This window comes from Sphingomonas sp. 10B4, from assembly GCF_035019905.1.
GTDB lineage: Bacteria > Pseudomonadota > Alphaproteobacteria > Sphingomonadales > Sphingomonadaceae > Sphingomonas > Sphingomonas glacialis.
In genome coordinates this window covers 13,564-33,590 of sequence record NZ_JASJVC010000004.1, presented here as the reverse complement: position 1 = coordinate 33,590, position 20,027 = coordinate 13,564, and the positions used below count along the sequence as shown (strand labels likewise).

Sequence of the window (20,027 nt, the reverse complement as noted above, 5' to 3'; positions counted from 1 at the left end):
ACCCCGGCCTTGTGCCGGGGTCCACCACGCCCCTCGCGCCGCCGTCGTAGCACGCGCGGCGGGGTAGACCCCGGCACACGGCCGGGGTGACGTGAGGGCTTACTTCTTCCCCTCGCCCGCCGGCACCACCTGCAGCGTCCAGTCGCGATCGGGCCGCAAATACTTCGCCGCGGTCTCCTGCAGCTGCGCCGCGGTGATGTTCGAAATATCCGAATAGAGATGCATCAGCGCATTGATCCGCGTCGGATCATAGGTCGCGCCGTCGAGCTGGTTCATCCAGAACTGGTTGCCGGTCGACTGGCGCTGGATCGACTGCTGCATCGGCCCGATCGTCCGCTTGAGTTCGTCGGCGTCGATCGGCGTCGACACCAGCTCGGCCGCGATCTCGCGCGAGAGCTTGAAGAATAGCGGGATGTTCTCGGGCGCCACCTGGCCGATCGCGACCATCTTGCCGCCGGTCGGGAAGCCAGTCGGCCAGTCACTCGACACGTTGGGGCTGTAGCTCGCGCCCGCCTGCGAGCGCAGCCGGTCGAACAGCCGGTCGCTGAAGATCGCCGCGAGCACTTCGAGCCGCCGTGCTTCGGATAGGCCCGCGACGCCGCCGCCGGTCGGCCACGCGATCACCGCCGCCGCCTGGTTCGCCGGGCCGTCATGCGTGCGCGTGACGGGCGTGGTGTTGTGCGCCGGGAAATGCGGCGGCGGGGTCTGCTCGGTCGCCGCGGTGCGCGGCGGGAGCGCGCCGAGCGTCTTCTGCACCGCCGCGATCGCAACGTCGGCCTTGATATCGCCGAACACCATCACCTCGACCGGCCCGGTCTTGAGCAGCGGCTCCCACAAGGCGCGGAAGGCGGCAGGCGTCGTCGCGTTGATCGCGGCGAGGCTCGGCGTACCCCAGCGCGGATCGCCATCGCGCAGCAAGCGATCGAGATCGCGCGACAGCACGCCCGTCGGCGACGCATTCGCGCCGGCATAAGACGACACCGCGACCGCGCGCGCGCGCAGCACCGGCGCCGGATCCCACGCCGGTGCCGACATGGCGGCGGCGATCAGCTTCAACTGGTCGTCGAGATCGGTCGGCGAGGTCAGCGCATTGTAGAGGAAGGCGTCCTCGTCGATTCCGAAATCGAGCCCGATCCGCCGCCCCGAGGTCAGCGCGTCGAGATCGCCCTGGTTGAGCTTGCCGATGCCACCCGCGGTGAGCGCGAGATCGGCTGCCCAGGCTGGCGTCTCCTTGTTCGACGGCAGCGCGTTGTAGCCGCCGCCGAAGCGCACGCGGACATAGACGCGGCTGTCCTCCGACGTCGTCGGATAGACCAGCACGCGCACGCCGTTCGACAGGTTGTACTCCTGCATCTCGAACTCCTTGATCGGCGTGTTCGAGACGATCGTTGCCGGCGCGCCGAACTTGGGCAGGCTGGCGAAGGTCACATTGCCCTGCCGCGTGCGCTTCCCCGCGAGCCCCTTCACATCGACCTTGAGCGCGTTGGCAAGCGTCGTCTCGAGCCCCGGCTCGGCGGTCGGCGTCGAGATCAGCGCGCGCGTCGCGGTGCCCTGGAACAGCCGCTTGGTCGCAGCGAGGATCTTGTCGGGGGCGAAGAAGCCCTTCTTGACCGCATCCTCGAACACGCCCTGGATCACCGCCGGCGAGGTCGTCGTCTCGCGAATGTCGAGCGCCTGGACCATGTCGTCGGCTTCCTTGCTACCGGCCTCGGCGCGATAGGTGTCGACTTGCGTCTTGAACGACACGCGCTGCTCGGCGAGCTCGCGCTCGATCTCGGCCTTGGTCGGCGGCGAGGCCTGTGCGTCGGCGATCACCGCGCGCACATCCTTCAACGCCGGATCCCACGCCGAGCCGACCGGCAGGATCGTCACGAAGGTGCCGTTGGCCGAGCGCGACGGATCGTCGAGCCGCACTGCGGCGGCAATATAACTGCCGCCCGAGCGCGCGCGCGTCTCGAGCCGGCGGTTGATCACCGCGAGCGCGATGAAATCGGCGAGCCGCTTCTGATTGAAGACGATCGTATCGTCATTGTACTGCCACGGCCGCACGATCGCCATTTCGATCCGCGTCGGAATGCCGGGCTCGACCACCGCCTTGGTGGTGGTCTGCTTGGGGTCGGGCTTGCCGAAATCGGGGTCGGCGGGATTGGGGCCGATGCCCTTCCACCCGCCGAAATTCTTCGCGACCATCGTCTCGAGCTTGGCCGGATCGAAATCGCCCGCGATCACGACGAGCGTCTGCTCGGGGCGATACCAGCGATCATGGAACGCGCGAACGGTGTCGGCGGTCGCCGCCTCCAGCTCCTTGACGTGGCCGATCGGCGAACGGTCGGCGAGCGGCTGACCGGCGAAGAACGTCTCGTTGAGCGCATTGATCACGCGCACTTGCGGGCCCGGCTGCTCGCGCTGTTCGGCGAGCACCGCGGGCCGCTCGGCCCCCAGCGCGGTCGCGGTGATGTTGGGGTTGGAGACCATCCCCGACAGGATCTTGAGACTCTCGTCGATCCCCGCCTCGGTCGCGCTCGGCAAATCGAGCTTGTAGACCGTCTGCGTCGGCGTGGTCTGTGCGTTGGTGTCCGAGCCGAAGGTCGTGCCCATCCGCTGCCAGATGCGCTTGGCTTCGCCATCGGGAACGTATTGCGAGCCGCGGAACGAGAGATGCTCGATGAGATGCGCGAAGCCGCGCTCGGGGTCGGTCTCGTAGAGCGAACCCGCGTCGATCCGCACGCGCATCGAGATCTGGCCTGGCGGGACGCCGTTCTTGCGCACCGCATAGCGCAGGCCATTTTTCAGCGTACCGAAATGCCACGCCGGATCGGGGGTAATGTCGCTGCCTTTGTAGAGCCACGCCTCGCGGCTTGCGATCGCGCTCTGCGGATCGACCGGCGTGTTGGCGGCGCGCAGTGCGGGCTGCGCGGGAGCGGTCTGGGCGACGACCTGCGGCACGGCAGCCAGGACCAGGACGGAAGCGAAGGCGAAGCGCGTCATACGCGAGGGCGAGATCATCTGGCGTAGATAGCGGCGGAATGCGGCGACCGCCAGCACCCCAGCGTTTCCATATCCACCCTTGCACCCGCCGCACACGCGCGCCACATGGCAGGCATGTTGATCGAAACCGAAACGACGCCCAACCCGGCGACGCTCAAATTCCTCCCCAACCGTGTCGTGATGGAAGCGGGCACCCGCGATTTCGTCACGCCCGAGGACGCCGAGGCGTCGCCGCTCGCAGACGCGCTGTTCGGCCTGGGTGACGTCACCGGCGTGTTCTTCGGGCGCGATTTCGTTTCGGTCACCGCCGCCGCCGGGGTCGATTGGTCGGCGCTCAAGCCCGATGTGCTCGGCCTGCTGCTCGATCATTTCAGCGCCAACATGCCGCTGTTCAAACCTGGCAATGCCGGTGGCATCGCAGTCCCCGCCGAGGATAGCTTCAACGACGATCCCGCCGACGCCGACATCGTCGCGCAGATCAAGGATCTGATCGAGACGCGCATCCGCCCGGCGGTCGCCAATGACGGCGGCGACATCGTCTATCGCGGCTTCGACAAGGGCAAGGTGTTCCTCGCGATGCAGGGCGCGTGCGCCGGCTGCCCGTCGTCGAGCGCGACGCTCAAGAATGGTATCGAGCAATTGCTCAAATATTACGTCCCCGAAGTCACAGAAGTGCGAGCAGTCTGAGCATGGCCATCATCGACGACGCAGCGCTCGACCAGATCTTCCGCACCGCACGCAGCTATAACGGCTATACCGATCAACCGGTCAGCACCGAGGATCTGCACGCGATCTGGGACCTGATGAAATGGGCCCCGACCGCGACCAATCAGCTTCCCGCGCGCTTCGTCTGGTGCACCAGCGACGCCGCGAAGGAAAAACTCGCGGTCTGCTGCTCGGATTCGAACGCCGACAAGGTGCGCAAGGCGCCCGTCACGGTGATCATCGCGATGGACCGCGACTTCCACCATCACCTCCCCGAACTCTTCCCGCACGTCGATGCGCGGCCGTGGTTTGCAAAGGAAGAGGTCCGGGCCGAGTCGGCCTTCCGCAATTCGACGCTCCAAGGCGCGTATTTCCTGATCGCGGCGCGTGCGCTCGGCTTCGACACCGGGCCGATGTCGGGGTTTGACGGCAAGGCGGTCGACGCCGCGTTCTTCGCCGACACACCGAACGTGACCACCAATTTCATCGCAACGCTCGGGCATGGCGATCCGTCGACGGTCTACGGGCGCCTCCCCCGCCCGGCGTTCGAAAAATTCAACACGCTCGCCTGACGCCCTTGTCGCGCACGCTAGTAATCGAAACCGCCACCGCTGCGTGCTCGGTGGCGCTGATCGAGAATGGCACGGTCCTCGCCCAGACGCATGAAGTCGTCGGGCGCGGGCATGCCGAGCGGCTGATTCCGATGATTGCCGACTTGCCCGGCGGTGGCCGTGCCGACGCGATCCTGGTCGATTGCGGGCCGGGCAGCTTCACCGGCATCCGCGTCGGGATCGCCGCCGCGCGCGGTCTCGCGCTCGGCTGGGGCGCAAGGCTCACCGGCTATTCCTCGCTCAATCTGCTCGCCGCGACGGCGTTCGGCAGCGGTGCCAGTGGCGATCTTGCGATCATCCTCGAAGGCGGGCATGGCGAGGTCTTCATGCAAGGTTTTGCCCCGCCAGATCGGGACACCGGTCCCTTTACGTCGCTGCGGCCCGAGGCGGCGCTCGCCGCGCTGGCAGGGCGTACCGCGATCGGCAGCGGCGTCCGCTACCTGACCGCGCTCGACCCGACCATCGCCGCCGATCCACGCTTGCCCGACGCCGCCGACGCGGTGTTGCTGCCGCCTCACTGGGCGACGCTCGAGCCCAAGCCGATCTACGGCCGCGCGCCCGACGCGAAGCCACTCGTGCCCGCAGCGTGAGCACGATGATCGGCATCGCCTTGCGGACCGGCGCCGTCGCCGATCTGGCGAGTGTCGATCGTGTGATGCAGGCGGCATTCGATCCGCGCTTCGGCGAGGCGTGGACGCACAATCAAGTCCTCGGCCTGCTCGCAATGCCAGGCGTGTGGCTGACACTTGCCGAAGTTGGCGGTGAATCCGCCGGTTTCGCCTTGTCGCGTCGCGTGCTCGACGAAGCAGAACTGTTGTTGCTCGCAACTACACCGCATCTGCGTCGCCGCGGTGTCGCTGGCGCTCTTCTGCGTACCGTTATCGGCGATGCCGGATTGCAAGGCGCGACCAGCATTCATCTCGAAGTCCGCAGCGACAATGACGCCATTAAATTGTATAGTTCCGAGGGCTTTATCATGGCCGGTCGACGCCGCGATTACTATCGCGGACACAACGGACAGACTTATGACGCTCTAACGTATCGCCGCTTAATACCTTAAACCTTTTGTCACATATTCATTACTGCTTGCACAGGGAGAGCGGAGCGGCGATAGGCGCGGTCAGGCGGGCTGAGACGCCTGCCGAGTTGATCGTGAAAGGATTATTATGGACGTGATGGACGAACTGCAGGAGACCCTGATTACGTTGACCGCGGACATCGTTGCTGCGCATGTCAGCAACAATAGCGTTGCGGTTTCGGATCTTCCGGTGCTCATCGCAAACGTTCATGGTGCTTTGACCAGCCTTGGTGGCCCGGCGCCCGTTGAAACCATCAAGCAAGAGCCCGCTGTTTCGGTGCGCTCTTCGATCAAGCCCGACTTCATCGTGTGCCTCGAAGACGGCAAGAAGCTGAAGATGCTCAAGCGCCATCTGATGACGCATTATCAGATGACCCCCGAGCAATATCGCGCGAAGTGGAATCTCCCCGCCGATTACCCGATGGTCGCGCCGAACTATGCCGAGCAGCGTCGCACGCTCGCCAAGAAGATTGGCCTCGGCACCAAGCGCCGCAAGGTCGCTGCACGCTAAGCCCCTGCCACTGCCCCTCCCACGACAGGGAGGGGCTCGAGGGTTGGTCGATCGGGCTTGTTGCGACTCATACCAAGTCCCTCGGAGCCTGACTCAGCGCCGGGGATTCCCAAGTCGGTCATGATCTGATTCAACATCGCAAACGGTGGGAGGTTGGCGGTGGCATCAGCGGTTGGGCTAAGGGACGATTTCGACGGGTCTGGTCTTCGAAGGTTGGCGCGTTTGAGCGGTGACGCCAATCAGGTCCGGCGGCTGCTGGCGCTGGCGGTGATTTACGATGGTGGTGCGCGGCACGCGGCGGCACAGGTCGGCGGCGTTGGTTTGCAGACGGTTCGAGACTGGGTGCTGCGCTTCAATACCAGCGGGCCCGACGGCTTGCTCGACGGCAAAGCCCCCGGTCCCCGTCCAGTGCTTGGCCCAGAGCATAAGCGGGCGCTTGCCGAGATCATCGAACAGGGCCCGGTCCCGGCGTCGCATGGCGTGGTGCGCTGGCGGATCGTCGATTTGATCCAGTGGCTGTTCGACGAATATGGTGTGTCGGTCAGCAAGCAGACGCTGAGCCGCGACCTGCGCGCCATGGGCTACAGGAAGCTGACGGCACGACCGAGGCATCATGCGCAGGCGGCTGACGCCATTGACGTTTTTAAAAAGGCTTCCCCGCCCAAGTGGCAGCGATCCGGGCAGCGCTCCCCGGCGGTACACCTATAGAACTGTGGTGGCAGGATGAGGCGCGGGTCGGCCAGAAGAACGGCATCACCCGGCGCTGGGCCAAGCGCGGGACACGTCCGTCAGCGCCGAAGGACCAACGTACCACCTCGGCTTACATCTACGGCGCCATCTGCCCAGCCGAGGGCAAGGGAGCGGCCCTGGTGCTCCCGCGCTGCAATACCGAAGGGATGACGCTGCACCTCGCCGAGATATCCGCCGCCGTGACGCCCGGCGCCCATGCCGTGCTGATACTTGACCAGGCAGGCTGGCATCTCTCGGCGGGGCTGATCGTCCCGGCCAACATCACGCTGCTGCCGCTGCCGGCAAAATGCCCCGAGCTCAACCCGGTCGAAAACGTCTGGCAGTTCATGCGCGACAACTGGCTGTCGAACCGCATCTTCAAATCCTACGACGACATCCTCGACCATTGCTGCTTCGCCTGGAACCGCCTCACCGATCAGCCGTGGCGCATCATGTCCATCGGACTGCGGTCGTGGGCCCATCGGTCCTGATCAGAGAGTCTTGGTATCACTATCCCCTTTCGCAACAACCGCGAAGCGCCTACATCGGCCGCATGCCGCGTCATATCGATCTTGAAGCCCTGTGCGCCGAAAAAGGCCTGCGTATCACCGACCAGCGTCGCGTGATCGCGCGCGTCCTCTCCGATGCCGAAGACCATCCCGATGTCGAGAAGGTCTATGAGCGCGCCTCGGCGATCGATCCGGGCATCTCGATCGCCACCGTGTACCGCACCGTTCGCCTCTTCGAAGAGGCCGGCATCCTCGACCGCCACGATTTCGGCGACGGCCGCTCGCGCTACGAGCCCGCGCCCGAGGCGCATCACGATCATCTGATCGACGTCGAGACCGGCAAGGTCATCGAATTCGTCGATCCCGAGCTCGAGCAGCTCCAGAAGGCGATCGCCGAACGGCTCGGCTTCCGGCTGGTCGATCACCGCATGGAATTGTACGGCGTCGTCCTTGACCGCAAGAGCTGAAGCGGCTGCGGCGCGCGCCTCGGCGCGGGCCGACGCGGCCGCTGGCCGCCCGCCCCCGATCTCTTGGCTTGGCTGGGTCAGGCTGTGGACGCGCGTGAGCTTGCTCGCGGTGACGCTGCTGCTCGCGATTCCGCTGCACTATCTGTGGCGGACGGTGCGGCTTTCCTCGCCCTGGCCGCGCCTGTTTCTCGGCACCGCGGCACGGATCTGCGGCGCGCGCGTGCGCGTCGTCGGCGTGCCGCTCAAACGCGACGTCTTCTACGTTGCGAACCATGTCAGCTGGATCGACATCCTCGCGATCGCGGGGGCAAGCGGCACGGCGTTCGTCGCCAAGGCCGAAATCCGCGAGGCGCCGGTGGTCGGCTGGCTCGCCACGCTCAACCGCACCGTGTTCGTCGCGCGCGAGGATCGCCTGGGAGTCGCCGAGCAGATCAACGCACTGCGCGAGACGCTTGCCGAGAATTGGTCGGTCACGGTGTTCCCCGAAGGCACGACCACCGACGGCCGCTCGTTGCTGCCGTTCAAGACGCCGATGCTCAAGGTGCTCGAGCCACCGCCGCCGGGCGTGATGGTGCAGCCCGTGCTGCTCGACTACGGCCCGGTCGGTGCGGATATCGCCTGGATCGGGGACGAGACCGGCAAGGCCAATGCGATGCGGCTGCTCGCACGCAAAGAGCGGTTCCGCGTCGCGGTGCACTTCCTCGAACCCTTCTATCCGCGCGACTTCCCGGGCCGAAAGCTGATCGCGGCCGAGAGCAAGCGGCGCATCGAGGCGGCGCTGTCGGTGGTGATGTGCGGCCCCGTCCCGCCGTTCATCGGACATGACGCCTGGGCGGGCAAAGGCGACACGCTGCCCGGCGTCCTCGCCGCCGGTCTCGAACGCCCCGCGCCGACCGCCTAGCAGGGGTTCTGCACCGGCGCTTTTGTGCCTATAGCGCCGCCGATCATGTCAGACCCCACACACGCCCCCAAGACCGCTCCCAAGACGTACGCCGTCAAATCGTTCGGCTGCCAGATGAATGTCTATGACGGGGACCGGATGGGCGAGCTGATGGCCGCGCAAGGCCTCACGCAGGTAGATGCGAAGGACGCCGACCTCGTCGTGCTCAACACCTGCCACATCCGCGAGCGCGCGACCGAGAAGGTCTATTCGGACATCGGCCGGCTGCGCAAGGATGCCGGCAAGCAGGGCCGCACCCCGATGATCGCAGTCGCCGGTTGCGTCGCACAGGCCGAGGGCGCCGAGATCGTGCGGCGCGCCAAGGTCGACGTCGTCGTCGGCCCGCAAGCCTATCACAACTTGCCCGACTTGGTGGCTAAGGCAGCGCGGGGCGAGGCGGCGCTCGATACCGACATGCCGGTTGACCTCAAGTTCGGTCACCTCCCCGCCCGCCGCCGCGTGCCGCCGAGCGCGTTCCTCACGGTGCAGGAAGGCTGCGACAAGTTCTGCACCTATTGCGTCGTGCCCTATACGCGTGGCGGCGAAGTCTCGCGCGGTTGGGGGCAAATCGTCGACGAGGCCAAGGCGCTGGTCGATGCCGGCGCGCGCGAACTCACCCTGCTCGGGCAGAACGTCAACGCCTGGACCGATGGCGCGCGCGGCCTGCACGACCTGATCGCCGCGCTCGATGCGATCCCGGGGCTCGCGCGGATCCGCTACACGACGAGCCACCCCAACGACATGACGCAGGGGCTGATCGACGCGCACGCGCAGGTCGACAAGCTGATGCCGTTCCTGCATCTGCCGGTGCAGGCGGGCAGCGATCGCATCCTCAAGGCGATGAACCGCAGCCACAGCCGCGACTCGTACCTCCGCATCCTCGACCGCGTCCGCGCGGCACGGCCGGACATTGCGTTGTCGGGCGATTTCATCGTCGGCTTCCCCGGCGAGACCGAGGCCGATTTCCGCGAAACGCTGAGCCTGGTCGACGCGGTCGGCTATGCCCAGGCCTACAGCTTCAAATACAGTCCGCGCCCCGGCACCCCCGCCGCGACGATGGGCGATCAGGTCCCCGAAGACGTGATGGACGACCGCCTCCAGCGCCTCCAGGCCGCGCTCAACCGCGACCAGGCGGCGTTCAACGCGGCGACCGTCGGGCGGACCTGCCAGGTGTTGATGGAACGCACCGGCAAGCTGCCTGGCCAGCTAATCGGGAAGAGCCCGTGGCTGCAATCGGTCCATCTCGTGAGCGATGCTGCGATCGGCGATCTGGTCGAGGTGACGCTGGCGGAAGCGGGCGCGAATTCGATGCTGGGGAACCTCCGCTCTTCTTCTTAAAGCCCTCTCCCGCCTTCGCGGGAGAGGGTTGGGTGAGGGTCTTCCTTCTTTTCCGCCGCCGCCAGAAAGAAGCAGAAGACCCTCACCCAACCCTCTCCCATGAAGAATGGGAGAGGGCTCAAAAAGAAGCGCCCCCTCGACACGCCTCCCCAAAAAGCGCAAAACGCAGCTTATGCCCAAACCCGCCCCGACCGAACTCGTGCCGCCGCAATGGAAGCGCAATCCGGCGGCCTTGTGGGTCTATATCGCGGCGGGCGTCGGCATGATCCTGCTCTCGGGCGGACGCATCGTGCTCGAACGGATTGGCCTGCGCCGCTGATCCTCGCACGCGCGCCCAGCGCCTGCGGGCGCCGCGTCGGAATATTCCGATCGCCACCTATCTATCCGCGCCGCGATCCCTACCTTTTGCTCACCCTCCGACGTTAAGGAACCGCATGAGCCGCAAGCCCGTCCCCGCGCAATCCGGTGATCGCAGCCGCACCGAACTCGTGTTCGATCGTCCCCAATTGATGGCGCAGCTGTTCGGCGAATTCGACCAGAACCTGCTCGCGCTCGAGAACAAGCTTGGCGTCTACATCACCGCGCGCGGCAACAAGGTCGGGCTCGAAGGGAGTGCAGAGGCGGTCGCCCAGGCGCGCGACGTGCTCCACGGGCTCTACAACCGCATCGTGCGTGGCGAAGTCGTCGACACCGGGCTGATCGACGCGGTGATCGCGATGTCGAGCGAACCGACGCTCGCCGGGATCATCCAGGCCGATGCCGGCGGCGGGGCCGTCCCGCAAATCATGATCCGTACGCGCAAGAAGACGATCGTCCCGCGCACGATCGCGCAGGCGCATTACATGCGGCAGCTGCTCAACAACGACATCATCTTCGCGCTCGGGCCAGCGGGCACCGGCAAGACCTACATCGCGGTCGCGCAAGCGGTAGCGCAGCTCATCACCGGCAGCGTCCAGCGCCTGATCCTGTCGCGCCCCGCGGTCGAGGCGGGCGAGAAGCTCGGCTTCCTCCCCGGCGACATGAAGGAGAAGGTCGATCCCTATCTCCGTCCTTTGTACGATGCTTTGAACGACTGCCTCCCCGCAGAGCAAGTCGAGCGGCGTATCGCCTCGGGCGAGATCGAGATCGCGCCGATCGCCTTCATGCGCGGGCGCACGCTGGCCGATGCCTTCATCATCCTCGACGAGGCGCAGAACACCACGCCCGCGCAGATGAAGATGTTCCTCACCCGTTTCGGCGAGAATAGCCGCATGGTGGTGTGCGGCGATCCCAAGCAGACCGATCTGCCCGGCGGGATGAATGCGTCCGGGTTGAACGATGCGGTCGGGCGGCTCGAAGGGGTCAAAGGCCTGTCGATCTGCCGCTTCGGCTCGGCCGACGTCGTGCGGCACCCGATCGTCGGACGCATCGTCGAGGCGTATGAAGGCGCGAGTTGATTGAAAGCGGGGATATCCTGACCTATAATGTCTGGATATCCCCGGAGACGGAAGATGGCATCTCTCTATATCAAGGATGAGGAAACCGCTGCCCTGGTGACTCGCCTCGCCGAACGGTCGGGCCTTACCAAGACGGCGCTTGTCCGCGAACTCGCCGCAGCGCGAGAGGCCGAGCTCGACCGCGCCGAGCCGCGAATGTCGGCGCGCGAGAGATTGGACGTGTTGTGGGCCAGCCACACCTTTCCGCCAACGACCAGCGCAGATGCCGATAAGGCGTTCTTCGACGAGATGTGGGGCGAGGACCCGGATTGACCCTCTTCGTCGATGCCTCTGCGCTCGTCGCTATGATCACCAACGAACCGGAGCGCGACCGCTTCCGCCAAACCGTGCTCGCGGATGCCGAATCGCTCTGGTCTGCGATGTCGTGCTGGGAAACCGTAAGCGCGGTCCGCAAGCGCGGCACTTTGTCGGTGCCGGAAGCGCGCGCGTTGGTGGAGGAGTCGGCCGAGTTGCTGGGCTTGCGTTTGGTCGATGTCGGATCGACGGAACTGATCGCTGCACTCGACGCTTACCAGACGTATGGCCGCAACAGTGGGCACCCCGCCAAGCTCAACATGGGCGACTGTTTCGCCTACGCCTGCGCCAAGACTCACAACGCAAGCCTGCTCTACAAGGGCAACGACTTCCTCCATACGGACCTTGCTTGATGCTTGAAATCGCCCTCTCTCACGAAGACGTCTGGCCCGAGCACGACTGGGACGCGCTCGCCACCCGCGCCGCGACCGCTGCGCTCTCGCGCACGCCGTATGGCGAACTCGCGACCGGCGCTGCCACCGTCGAAATCTCGATCCGCCTCGCCACCGATGCCGAGGTGCAGGTTCTGAACGCGCAATATCGCCAGAAGGACAAGCCAACCAACGTGCTCTCCTTTCCGATGGTCCAGGCAGATCTGCTCGAAACGGTCGGCGAGAACAGCGACGATGGCGAGGTCCTCCTCGGCGACATCGTGCTCGCGCACGAGACCTGCGCGCGCGAGGCGATGGAAAAAGGCGTCAGCCTCGAAGATCACGCAACGCATTTAATCGTGCATGGCACGCTGCATTTGCTAGGCTATGATCACATGGTCGGCATGGAGGCCGAGGCGATGGAGGCGATCGAGATCGACGCGCTGAAGAGCCTTGGCCTTGCCGATCCCTATCTCATCGAAGAGGACTGAACGACCGCCATGCCCGACGGCCAAAGTACGACCGGCACCGCCAGCCATTTAGGCGGTGCCCAACACGCGGAAACCAGCATCTGGCGGAGCTTCCGCAGCTGGATCTCGGGTCACACCGGCGACGAATCGCTCCGCGCGACGCTCGAGGAAGCGATCGACGCGCATGAGGATGACCCAGCGCCCGACGCCAAGGGCGATCTCTCCCCGCTCGAACGCACGATGGTGCGCAACCTGCTCCATTTCGGCGAGCGCGATGCCGGCGACGTCGGCGTCCCGCGCGCCGATATCGTCGCAGTCGAGGAGCGCACCAGCTTTGCGAACCTCGTCGCCTTGTTCGCCGAGGCCGGCCATAGCCGCCTGCCGGTCTATCGCGAGAAGCTCGATACGATCATCGGCATGGTCCATATCAAGGACGTGTTCGCGATCCTTGCGACCGGCGCGCCGCATCCACCGAGCATCGCCGAACTGATCCGCGAGCCGCTCTACGTCCCGATGTCGCGCGGCGCGCTCGATCTGCTCGCCGACATGCGGACAAAACGCGTCCATCTCGCGATCGTGCTCGACGAATATTTCGGCACCGAGGGCCTGGTCACGATCGAGGATCTGATCGAGGAAATCGTCGGCGATATCGAGGACGAGCACGACGACGCCCCCGAGGCGTTGCTCGTCCCGCTCGACGGCGGCGCCTGGGAAGCCGATGCGCGCGCCGAATTGGAAGATGTCGGCGAGACGATCGACCCGCGGCTCGCCGAGGTCGATGGCGATATCGACACGATCGGCGGCCTCGCCGCGGTGCTTGCGGGGCATGTGCCGCAAGTCGGCGAATGCATCGTGCACGACAGCGGCTGGACGCTCGAAGTGACCGCCGCCGACACGCGCCGCGTGCTTGGCTTGCGCCTGCATCCGCCCAAGGCCGAACCCGAGGGTCGCGACGGCTGACGGCCGACCGAGAAATCACCCGGTCGATCACTCTCTGCGGTTTAATGCATTTCCTCGATCTTCGCGTCCGTGCCACTCTCCGTGTCGAGATTACCAAGCCTCGACATGGAGAGAATCATGGACGCCATTACCTCAGGCAGCCCGCTGAGCGACCCGAGCAAGGAGCCCGCCGCGCTCCGCTCGTTGCTCGGCCGCACCAATCGCGATTGGTGGCCCAACCAACTCAGCCTCGAAATCCTCCAGCAAAACGGCCTGTCGGGCAACCCGATGGGCGACGACTTCGATTATGCCGAAGCCTTCAACACGCTCGATTACGCCGCGGTAAAGCGCGACCTGACCGCGCTGATGACCGACAGCCAGCCGTGGTGGCCGGCCGATTACGGGCATTACGGCCCGTTCTTCATCCGCATGGCGTGGCACAGCGCCGGCACCTATCGCACCGGTGACGGTCGCGGCGGGTCGTCGTCGGGCTCGCAGCGCTTTGCACCGCTCAACAGCTGGCCGGACAACGGCAACCTCGACAAGGCGCGCCGCCTGTTGTGGCCGATCAAGGCGAAGTACGGCAAGCAGCTGAGCTGGGCCGATCTGTTCATCATGGCCGGCAACGTCGGGATCGAATCGATGGGCGGCCCGGTGTTCGGCTTCGGTGGCGGACGCGAGGACGTGTTCGAGCCGCTCAAGGACATTTACTGGGGCACCGAAGAAGAGTGGCTCGGTGAGACCCGCATCAACGAGGAATCGGGCAAGGCGTTCGAAAACCCGCTCGCCGCGATCCAGATGGGCCTCATCTACGTCAACCCGGAAGGCCCCGGCGGCTGCCCGAACCCGCTGGGCTCGGCGCGCGACATGCGCGAGACGTTCGCGCGGATGGGGATGAACGACGAGGAAACCGTCGCGCTCACGGCCGGCGGTCACACCTTCGGCAAGGCGCATGGCGCGGGCGATGCCTCGCTCGTCGGCGTCGAGCCGGAAGGCGCCGACATCGCGACGCAGGGCATGGGCTGGGTGTCGACGCACGGCACCGGCATGGGCGACGACACGATCACGTCTGGGATCGAAGGCGCCTGGACCCCGACGCCGATCACCTGGGACCAGACCTATTGGGACATGCTGCTCGACCACGAATATGAGCTGGTGAAGAGCCCGGCGGGCGCACACCAGTGGCAGCCGGTCGGCAACCCCGAGGAAACGCTCGCCCCCAAGGCGCACACGCCCGGCGTCAAGGTCCCGACGATGATGACGACCGCCGACATGGCGCTCAAGAAGGACCCGGCCTATCTCGAGATCAGCAAGCGCTTCCAGAAGGATCCGGCGGCATTCGCCGATGCCTTTGCGCGTGCCTGGTTCAAGCTGACGCATCGCGACATGGGGCCCAAGGTCCGCTATCTCGGCCCCGACGTTCCCGCCGAAGACCTGATCTGGCAGGATCCGATCCCCGCCGCCGACTATGCGCAGATGGACGCGAGCGACGTTCCCGGCCTCAAGCAGGCGATCGCCAATTCGGGGCTTTCGGTTGCCGAGCTGGTGACGACGGCCTGGGCCTCGGCCTCGACCTATCGCCATTCGGACCATCGCGGCGGCGCCAACGGTGGGCGCATCCGCCTGGCGCCGCAGAAGGACTGGGAGGTCAACCAGCCTGAGCAGCTCGCCAAGGTGCTGGCTGTCTATGACGGCATCAAGGCCGATTTCGACGGCAAGAGCGAGAAGAAGGTGTCGATCGCCGATCTGATCGTGCTTGGTGGTTCGGTCGGTGTCGAGGCGGCTGCCAAGGCGGCTGGCCATGCGATCGAAGTGCCCTTCACCCCGGGTCGCACCGACGCCTCGGCCGAGCAGACCGATGCCGCAAGCTTCGACGTGCTCGAGCCCAAGGCCGACGGCTTCCGCAACTATCTCTCGGTCAAGTTCAGCGTTCCGACCGAGGAATTGCTGGTCGACCGCGCGCAGTTGCTGGGTCTCAGCTCGCCTGAGATGGCGGTGCTCGTCGGTGGCCTGCGCGTCATCGGCGCCAACCACCCCAAGGCCGAGAAGCATGGCGTTTTCACCGACCGCAAGGGCCAGCTGACCAACGACTTCTTCGTCAATCTGCTCGACATGCAGACGGCGTGGAAGCAGCTGAGCGACGACAGCGACGAGGAGTATCTCGGCACGCTGCGCGAGACGGGCGAGGAAAAGTGGACCGCCTCGCGGACCGACCTGGTGTTCGGCGCCAACTCGCAGCTCCGCGCACTGGCCGAGGTCTATGCCTCGGGCGACGCAGGTGACAAGTTCGTGCACGACTTCGTCAAGGCGTGGGTCAAGGTGATGAACGCCGACCGCTTCGACCTGGCCTCGGGCCACGTCCGCGGCGAGCCTGCGGTCGCCTGATACGAACGAAGCCCCTCCCCGAAAGGGGAGGGGCGATCTTTCGCGAGAACGCGCTTCCCCTGCCTGCCTTCGCCCCCTATTTCGCATCCATGCGCAAACACATCCTCATCATTCTCGCGATCGTCGTCCTGGTTGCCGGCGGCATCCTCTGGTGGGTGCTGCAGCCCGAACCCGCGCAGCTTCCGCTGAGCGCGGTGGAAGGTGACCGCCCGACCATCTCGCCCCCGCGCGAGCAGACGATCCCGACCGTCAAGGTCGCCGACCGCGTCGGCTGGCAGAACGGCGCGATGCCGGTCGCCGCGCCCGGCCTCAAGGTCGCCGCCTTCGCCACCGGGCTCGATCATCCGCGCTGGCTCTACCCGCTGCCCAATGGCGACGTGCTCGTCGCCGAGACCAATTCGCCGCCGCGCGCGACCAAGGGCGTGGCCGACGTCGTGATGGGCTATCTGATGAAGAAGGGCGGCGCCGGCGTCGCCTCGCCCAACCGTATCACGCTGCTGCGCGACACCAATGGCGACGGCGTGGCCGAAACGCGCACCGTGCTGATCTCGGGGCTCAACTCGCCCACCGGCATGGCACTGCTCGACGGCCAGCTCTACATCGCCGATACCGACGCGCTGGTCCGCGTGCCGTTCACCCCCGGCCAGACCAGGATCACCGCCAAGCCCGAAAAGGTCATCCCGCTCGTCGGCGGCGGCAATCACTGGGCGCGCACGCTGCTCGCCGGGCCCGACGGGCTGCTCTATGTCGGCGTCGGATCGTCGAGCAACATCGCCGACAACGGCCTCGACGCCGAGAAATTCCGCGCCAACATCCTCCAGGTCGATCCCAAGGCCAAGACCTTCCGCGTGTTCGGCGCGGGCCTGCGCAACCCGCAGGGCATGGCGTTCGAGCCCAAGTCGGGCGCGCTGTGGGTGGCGGTCAACGAGCGCGACATGCTCGGCTCGGACATCGTCCCCGATTACATCACGCGCGTCGGGCTCGGCGATAATTTCGGCTGGCCCTGGTATTATTGGGGCGGCTATCCCGACGCCCGCGTGAAGCCTGAAAACCCCGCGCTGCAGGAATATTCCAAGCGCCCCGATTATGCGATGGGGCCGCACGTCGCGGCGCTCGGCCTGACCTTCGCGGCCGACGCGAAGCTCGGCGGCAACTTCGCCAACGGCGCGTTCGTCGGCGAGCATGGTTCGTGGAACCGCGTCCCGGTGTCGGGCTACAAGGTCGCGTTCGTGCCGTTCGGCGGCAACGGCTTCCCGGTCAAGGGCAGCAAGCCGGTCGACGTGCTGACGGGGTTCCTCAACGCCAAGGGAGACGCGCAAGGGCGCCCGGTCGGGGTCATCACCGACCAGGCCGGCGCGCTGCTGGTCGCCGACGATGTCGGCAACACGATCTGGCGCGTGACCGCGAAGTAGGCGCTGTCCTAGCCCCTTCTTTGTCTAGCCCTCTCCCGCCCTTCGCGGGAGAGGGTTGGGTGAGGGCCTTCTTCTGCCTTCCCCGGCCCAACAAGAAGACCCTCACCGACTGCAACTAGGCTCGCGCCGAAGAAGCAAGACCCAAGTCTCCGTAGCCTCCCCCGCGTGCGGGAGAGGTAGGAGCAGGAAAAGACCCCTACTCCAGCATCTTCGGCGCTTCCTTCGCCAGCTTCGCCTTAATCTTGTCGGCGAACAGCCGCAGGAACATCGGCAGATCAATTTCCGCACGCACCTTGGCGTCCCCCACCGTCAACCGGCTCGCGACACGCTGGCCGAGCGCGGCGACGGTGAAGTGCATCGTGTCGCCCTCCCAGTGGTGATCGACCGAGGTCGCGCCGGGCACCATCTCGACGATCTTGCCGACCCCGCCCTCGACGCGCGCGCGAGCGCCCGCCAGGCCGAGCTTATGCGGAATTTCGAGGGTGATCGGGTCGCTCATCACACATCCTTCATGTCGCGAAGATCATCGCGTCATCGGCAAACGCCTTGAACTCGAGCGCGTTGCCCGAGGGGTCATAAAAGAACATCGTCGCCTGCTCGCCGGGCTGCCCGACGAAGCGCAGATGCGGCGCGATTCCGAAGCGCGTGCCGGCCGCAGTCAGCCGGTCGGCGAGGGCCTGCCAGTCGGGCATCGTCAGCACGACGCCGAAATGCGGCACCGGCACGTCGTGCCCGTCGACCGGGTTGGAAACGGCGACGGCCTTCGCGGCGGGGTCGAGATGCGCGACGATCTGGTGGCCGTAGAGATCGAAATCGATCCACGCGTCGGAGCTGCGCCCCTCGCGACAGCCGAGCGTCTCGCCATAAAATGCGCGCGCCGCGGCGAGATCGTGGACCGGAAAGGCGAGGTGGAAGGGCCGTGTCATAAACGCGCCCTACCAAATCCTCCCCCGCAGGGGGAGGGGGACCATTTTGCCTCTTCCGGCAAAATGGTGGAGGGGGCGTGCCGCGGGCGTACCGCTCGTGGAGAGCCCCCTCCACCACCAGCCTGAAGAAGGATGGTGTGCGAGCGAGAATGTGTCCCCCGGACATATTCTTGGCCTGCCGGGGGCAGGCCAACGCTCGCACACCCCCTCCCCGTTCCGGGGAGGAACACAGCGCGACGTTGCGTTGCCTGCCCGATCCCGCGATAGCCGCACGCGATGATCCAACGCCCTGCGCTCTTCTCGTTCCTGCTCGGCGGAATCGCCGCGGTCGGCTTCGCGCCGCTCGGGTGGTGGCCCGTCACGCTCGGCTGCCTCGCCGCGTGGATGCTGCTCGTCCACCAAGCGCCGACCCGCAAGGCGGCGCTGTGGCGCGGGTGGCTGTTCGGCTTCGCGCATTTCGCGATCGGCAATAACTGGATCGCCAAGGCGTTCACCTTCCAGGATGCGATGCCGCACGCGCTCGGGTCGGTCGCGCCCGCATTGCTGTCGCTCTATCTCGCGATCTTCCCGATGGCGGCGGCGACGGTGGCGTGGAAGCTGCGCCGCCCGGTGCTCGACGCGAGCTATGTCCTGATCTTCGCCACCGCCTGGATCGCCACCGAATATCTGCGCGGGACGCTGCTCACCGGCTATCCGTGGAACCCGCTGTCCGAGATCTGGCTCCCGCTGATCGGCGTCGCGCGCGGCGCGCAGTGGATCGGCACCTATGCACTCTCGGGCGTCACGCTCCTCGTTGCGGGCGCGCTACTGCTGGCACTGCGCCGCGACTGGCGCCTGCCCGCCGCCGTCACCGCCCTGCTCTTGGTCCTGACGCTCGGTTCGCTCGCCCCGGCGCCCCCCCCCAGCGTACCGAACGCCCCGCGCATCCGCGTCGTCCAGCCCAATGCCGCCGACGAGCAGCGTCCGCGTGACGATTATGCCGAGACCAACCTGCAGGCGCTCGTCAGGCTGAGCGGAAAACCAGGCCCCGCCCCGCGCCTGATTGTCTGGCCCGAAGGTGCGCTGCGCTATCTGCCCGAAGACGGCTATCCCTTCCAATACTACGCCGACGACCCTGCGTTCGTCCGCCGCCGCATCGCCGCCCCGCTCGGTCCACGCGACGTCGTGCTGACCGGCGGCAACGCGCTCCGCTTCGACGCCGCCGGAAAGGTGCGCAGCGCGACCAACTCGATCTTCGCGATCGACGCGCGCGCTAAGATCCTCGGCCGCTACGATAAGGCGCACCTTGTGCCGTTCGGCGAATACCTCCCGGCGCGCCCGCTGCTCTCGGCGATCGGCCTGTCGCGGCTCGTCCCCGGCGAGTTCGATTTCGCGCCCGGCCACGGCCCCGACGGGCTCGCCCTACCCGCCTTCGGTCGCGTCGGTTTCCAGCTCTGCTACGAGATCATCTTCTCAGGCGAAGTCGTCCAGAGCGGCCACCGCCCCGCCCTGCTGTTCCAGCCCTCGAACGACAGCTGGTACGGCTATTGGGGCCAGGCCGAGCATCTCGCCCAGGCCCGCATGCGCGCGATCGAGGAAGGCCTGCCCGTCATCCGCGCGACACCGACCGGCATCTCGGCGATCATCGACGCGCAGGGCCGCATCGTCGCGTCGATCCCGGCGGACACGGCCGGCGCGATCGAGCGCCCCATTCCCCCCGCGGCTCGCCCGACTCTGTTCGCGCGTATGGGCAATGCGATGGCGTTGTTGATCGGGATCATCCTGGCGCTCGCGGCATTTGCATTGCGCCGCCTGGCACGATAGGGCGTCATATAAGGAAAGCTTTATATCAGGCATGGCAACGGCCGAAGCTCTCCTC

The 20,027-nt window shown here is 66.3% G+C and carries 21 protein-coding genes; 18 read left to right on the top strand and 3 right to left on the bottom strand.

The genetic code is table 11. From position 1 onward, the window contains the following. Positions 1-99: 99 nt before the first annotated feature. A complete protein-coding gene (locus QN347_RS02060; protein ID WP_322160159.1) occupies positions 100-3,006 on the bottom strand; it encodes a M16 family metallopeptidase in 2,907 nt (968 codons plus the stop codon). A gap of 96 nt (positions 3,007-3,102) precedes the next feature. Here QN347_RS02060 and QN347_RS02055 point away from each other — a divergent pair, with 96 nt between their 5' ends. The 17 genes from QN347_RS02055 (at position 3,103) to QN347_RS01975 (ending at position 17,243) form a co-directional block, all read left to right on the top strand. Continuing rightward, positions 3,103-3,675, top strand: coding sequence for a NifU family protein (locus tag QN347_RS02055; protein ID WP_189676216.1), 573 nt, complete (start codon positions 3,103-3,105; stop codon positions 3,673-3,675). A gap of 2 nt (positions 3,676-3,677) precedes the next feature. Further along, positions 3,678-4,265 carry a malonic semialdehyde reductase gene (locus QN347_RS02050; RefSeq protein WP_322160161.1) on the top strand — a complete coding sequence of 196 codons (588 nt, stop codon included), beginning with the start codon at positions 3,678-3,680 and terminating at the stop codon, positions 4,263-4,265. 5 nt (positions 4,266-4,270) lie between these two features. Continuing rightward, positions 4,271-4,894 carry a tRNA (adenosine(37)-N6)-threonylcarbamoyltransferase complex dimerization subunit type 1 TsaB gene (tsaB, locus tag QN347_RS02045; protein WP_322160162.1) on the top strand — a complete coding sequence of 208 codons (624 nt, stop codon included), beginning with the start codon at positions 4,271-4,273 and terminating at the stop codon, positions 4,892-4,894. Continuing rightward, on the top strand, positions 4,891-5,364 hold the full coding sequence (locus QN347_RS02040) for a GNAT family N-acetyltransferase (RefSeq protein ID WP_322160164.1): 474 nt from the start codon (positions 4,891-4,893) through the stop codon (positions 5,362-5,364). The genes tsaB and QN347_RS02040 overlap by 4 nt, the downstream gene beginning before the upstream one ends. Positions 5,365-5,470: 106 nt before the next feature. Continuing rightward, positions 5,471-5,893 (top strand): MucR family transcriptional regulator, encoded by a 423-nt coding sequence (locus QN347_RS02035; RefSeq protein WP_133186731.1) that lies wholly within the window; start codon positions 5,471-5,473, stop codon positions 5,891-5,893. 159 nt (positions 5,894-6,052) lie between these two features. Beyond that, positions 6,053-7,113, top strand: a protein-coding gene (locus QN347_RS02030) for an IS630 family transposase (RefSeq protein WP_170318413.1) whose coding sequence is annotated in 2 segments (ribosomal slippage) — positions 6,053-6,545 and positions 6,545-7,113 — 1,062 coding nt in all. Because the reading frame shifts where the segments join, the coding sequence is not laid out codon by codon here. A gap of 62 nt (positions 7,114-7,175) precedes the next feature. After that, positions 7,176-7,598 carry a Fur family transcriptional regulator gene (locus QN347_RS02025; protein ID WP_133186729.1) on the top strand — a complete coding sequence of 141 codons (423 nt, stop codon included), beginning with the start codon at positions 7,176-7,178 and terminating at the stop codon, positions 7,596-7,598. Next, positions 7,582-8,499: a lysophospholipid acyltransferase family protein gene (locus QN347_RS02020; protein ID WP_133186727.1), complete on the top strand. Its 918-nt coding sequence runs from the start codon at positions 7,582-7,584 to the stop codon at positions 8,497-8,499. Before QN347_RS02025 ends, QN347_RS02020 begins: the two co-directional genes overlap by 17 nt. 45 nt (positions 8,500-8,544) lie before the next feature. Next, complete coding sequence (gene miaB, locus QN347_RS02015) at positions 8,545-9,876, top strand: tRNA (N6-isopentenyl adenosine(37)-C2)-methylthiotransferase MiaB (protein ID WP_322160166.1); 1,332 nt, start codon at positions 8,545-8,547, stop codon at positions 9,874-9,876. Between the two features lie 172 nt (positions 9,877-10,048). Beyond that, the gene (locus QN347_RS02010) at positions 10,049-10,195 is read left to right on the top strand and encodes a hypothetical protein (RefSeq protein ID WP_157134567.1); all 147 of its coding nucleotides are present in this window, start codon (positions 10,049-10,051) and stop codon (positions 10,193-10,195) included. 115 nt (positions 10,196-10,310) lie between these two features. Next, a complete protein-coding gene (locus QN347_RS02005; RefSeq protein WP_322160169.1) occupies positions 10,311-11,312 on the top strand; it encodes a PhoH family protein in 1,002 nt (333 codons plus the stop codon). 54 nt (positions 11,313-11,366) lie between these two features. Further along, positions 11,367-11,624 carry a type II toxin-antitoxin system VapB family antitoxin gene (locus tag QN347_RS02000; protein ID WP_322160170.1) on the top strand — a complete coding sequence of 86 codons (258 nt, stop codon included), beginning with the start codon at positions 11,367-11,369 and terminating at the stop codon, positions 11,622-11,624. Next, positions 11,621-12,019 (top strand): type II toxin-antitoxin system VapC family toxin, encoded by a 399-nt coding sequence (locus tag QN347_RS01995; RefSeq protein ID WP_323493955.1) that lies wholly within the window; start codon positions 11,621-11,623, stop codon positions 12,017-12,019. The genes QN347_RS02000 and QN347_RS01995 overlap by 4 nt, the downstream gene beginning before the upstream one ends. Then, positions 12,019-12,528, top strand: a complete 510-nt coding sequence (gene ybeY, locus QN347_RS01990) for an rRNA maturation RNase YbeY (protein WP_322160174.1) — start codon at positions 12,019-12,021, stop codon at positions 12,526-12,528. The genes QN347_RS01995 and ybeY overlap by 1 nt, the downstream gene beginning before the upstream one ends. Before the next feature lie 9 nt (positions 12,529-12,537). Then, on the top strand, positions 12,538-13,467 hold the full coding sequence (locus QN347_RS01985; RefSeq protein ID WP_133186715.1) for a hemolysin family protein: 930 nt from the start codon (positions 12,538-12,540) through the stop codon (positions 13,465-13,467). 117 nt (positions 13,468-13,584) lie between these two features. After that, a complete protein-coding gene (gene katG / locus QN347_RS01980) occupies positions 13,585-15,831 on the top strand; it encodes a catalase/peroxidase HPI (protein ID WP_322160175.1) in 2,247 nt (748 codons plus the stop codon). 89 nt (positions 15,832-15,920) lie between these two features. Then, entirely contained in the window at positions 15,921-17,243 is a 1,323-nt protein-coding gene (locus tag QN347_RS01975; protein ID WP_322160177.1) for a sorbosone dehydrogenase family protein, read from the top strand. Positions 17,244-17,439: 196 nt separating this feature from the next. On the opposite strand, the gene QN347_RS01970 is transcribed toward QN347_RS01975, so the two are convergent. Continuing rightward, positions 17,440-17,742 (bottom strand): polyhydroxyalkanoic acid system family protein, encoded by a 303-nt coding sequence (locus tag QN347_RS01970; protein ID WP_133186709.1) that lies wholly within the window; start codon positions 17,740-17,742, stop codon positions 17,440-17,442. 10 nt (positions 17,743-17,752) lie between these two features. Beyond that, positions 17,753-18,169, bottom strand: a complete 417-nt coding sequence (locus tag QN347_RS01965; RefSeq protein ID WP_322160178.1) for a VOC family protein — start codon at positions 18,167-18,169, stop codon at positions 17,753-17,755. Between the two features lie 276 nt (positions 18,170-18,445). Here QN347_RS01965 and lnt point away from each other — a divergent pair, with 276 nt between their 5' ends. Continuing rightward, on the top strand, positions 18,446-19,972 hold the full coding sequence (gene lnt, locus QN347_RS01960; RefSeq protein ID WP_322160180.1) for an apolipoprotein N-acyltransferase: 1,527 nt from the start codon (positions 18,446-18,448) through the stop codon (positions 19,970-19,972). Positions 19,973-20,027: the final 55 nt, after the last annotated feature.

Excerpts from the sequence above, each read along its gene's own strand:
- QN347_RS02005 (WP_322160169.1), top strand. The coding sequence starts at position 10,311 with ATGAGCCGCAAGCCCGTCCCCGCGCAATCCGGTGATCGCAGCCGCACC.
- QN347_RS02060 (WP_322160159.1), bottom strand. The coding sequence starts at position 3,006 with ATGATCTCGCCCTCGCGTATGACGCGCTTCGCCTTCGCTTCCGTCCTG.
- QN347_RS01975 (WP_322160177.1), top strand. The coding sequence starts at position 15,921 with ATGCGCAAACACATCCTCATCATTCTCGCGATCGTCGTCCTGGTTGCC.
- ybeY (WP_322160174.1), top strand. The coding sequence starts at position 12,019 with ATGCTTGAAATCGCCCTCTCTCACGAAGACGTCTGGCCCGAGCACGAC.
- miaB (WP_322160166.1), top strand. The coding sequence starts at position 8,545 with ATGTCAGACCCCACACACGCCCCCAAGACCGCTCCCAAGACGTACGCC.
- QN347_RS01985 (WP_133186715.1), top strand. The coding sequence starts at position 12,538 with ATGCCCGACGGCCAAAGTACGACCGGCACCGCCAGCCATTTAGGCGGT.
- lnt (WP_322160180.1), top strand. The coding sequence starts at position 18,446 with ATGATCCAACGCCCTGCGCTCTTCTCGTTCCTGCTCGGCGGAATCGCC.
- QN347_RS02010 (WP_157134567.1), top strand. The coding sequence starts at position 10,049 with ATGCCCAAACCCGCCCCGACCGAACTCGTGCCGCCGCAATGGAAGCGC.
- QN347_RS02050 (WP_322160161.1), top strand. The coding sequence starts at position 3,678 with ATGGCCATCATCGACGACGCAGCGCTCGACCAGATCTTCCGCACCGCA.
- QN347_RS01965 (WP_322160178.1), bottom strand. The coding sequence starts at position 18,169 with ATGACACGGCCCTTCCACCTCGCCTTTCCGGTCCACGATCTCGCCGCG.
- katG (WP_322160175.1), top strand. The coding sequence starts at position 13,585 with ATGGACGCCATTACCTCAGGCAGCCCGCTGAGCGACCCGAGCAAGGAG.
- QN347_RS01970 (WP_133186709.1), bottom strand. The coding sequence starts at position 17,742 with ATGAGCGACCCGATCACCCTCGAAATTCCGCATAAGCTCGGCCTGGCG.
- QN347_RS02035 (WP_133186731.1), top strand. The coding sequence starts at position 5,471 with ATGGACGTGATGGACGAACTGCAGGAGACCCTGATTACGTTGACCGCG.
- QN347_RS02055 (WP_189676216.1), top strand. The coding sequence starts at position 3,103 with ATGTTGATCGAAACCGAAACGACGCCCAACCCGGCGACGCTCAAATTC.
- QN347_RS02025 (WP_133186729.1), top strand. The coding sequence starts at position 7,176 with ATGCCGCGTCATATCGATCTTGAAGCCCTGTGCGCCGAAAAAGGCCTG.
- QN347_RS02000 (WP_322160170.1), top strand. The coding sequence starts at position 11,367 with ATGGCATCTCTCTATATCAAGGATGAGGAAACCGCTGCCCTGGTGACT.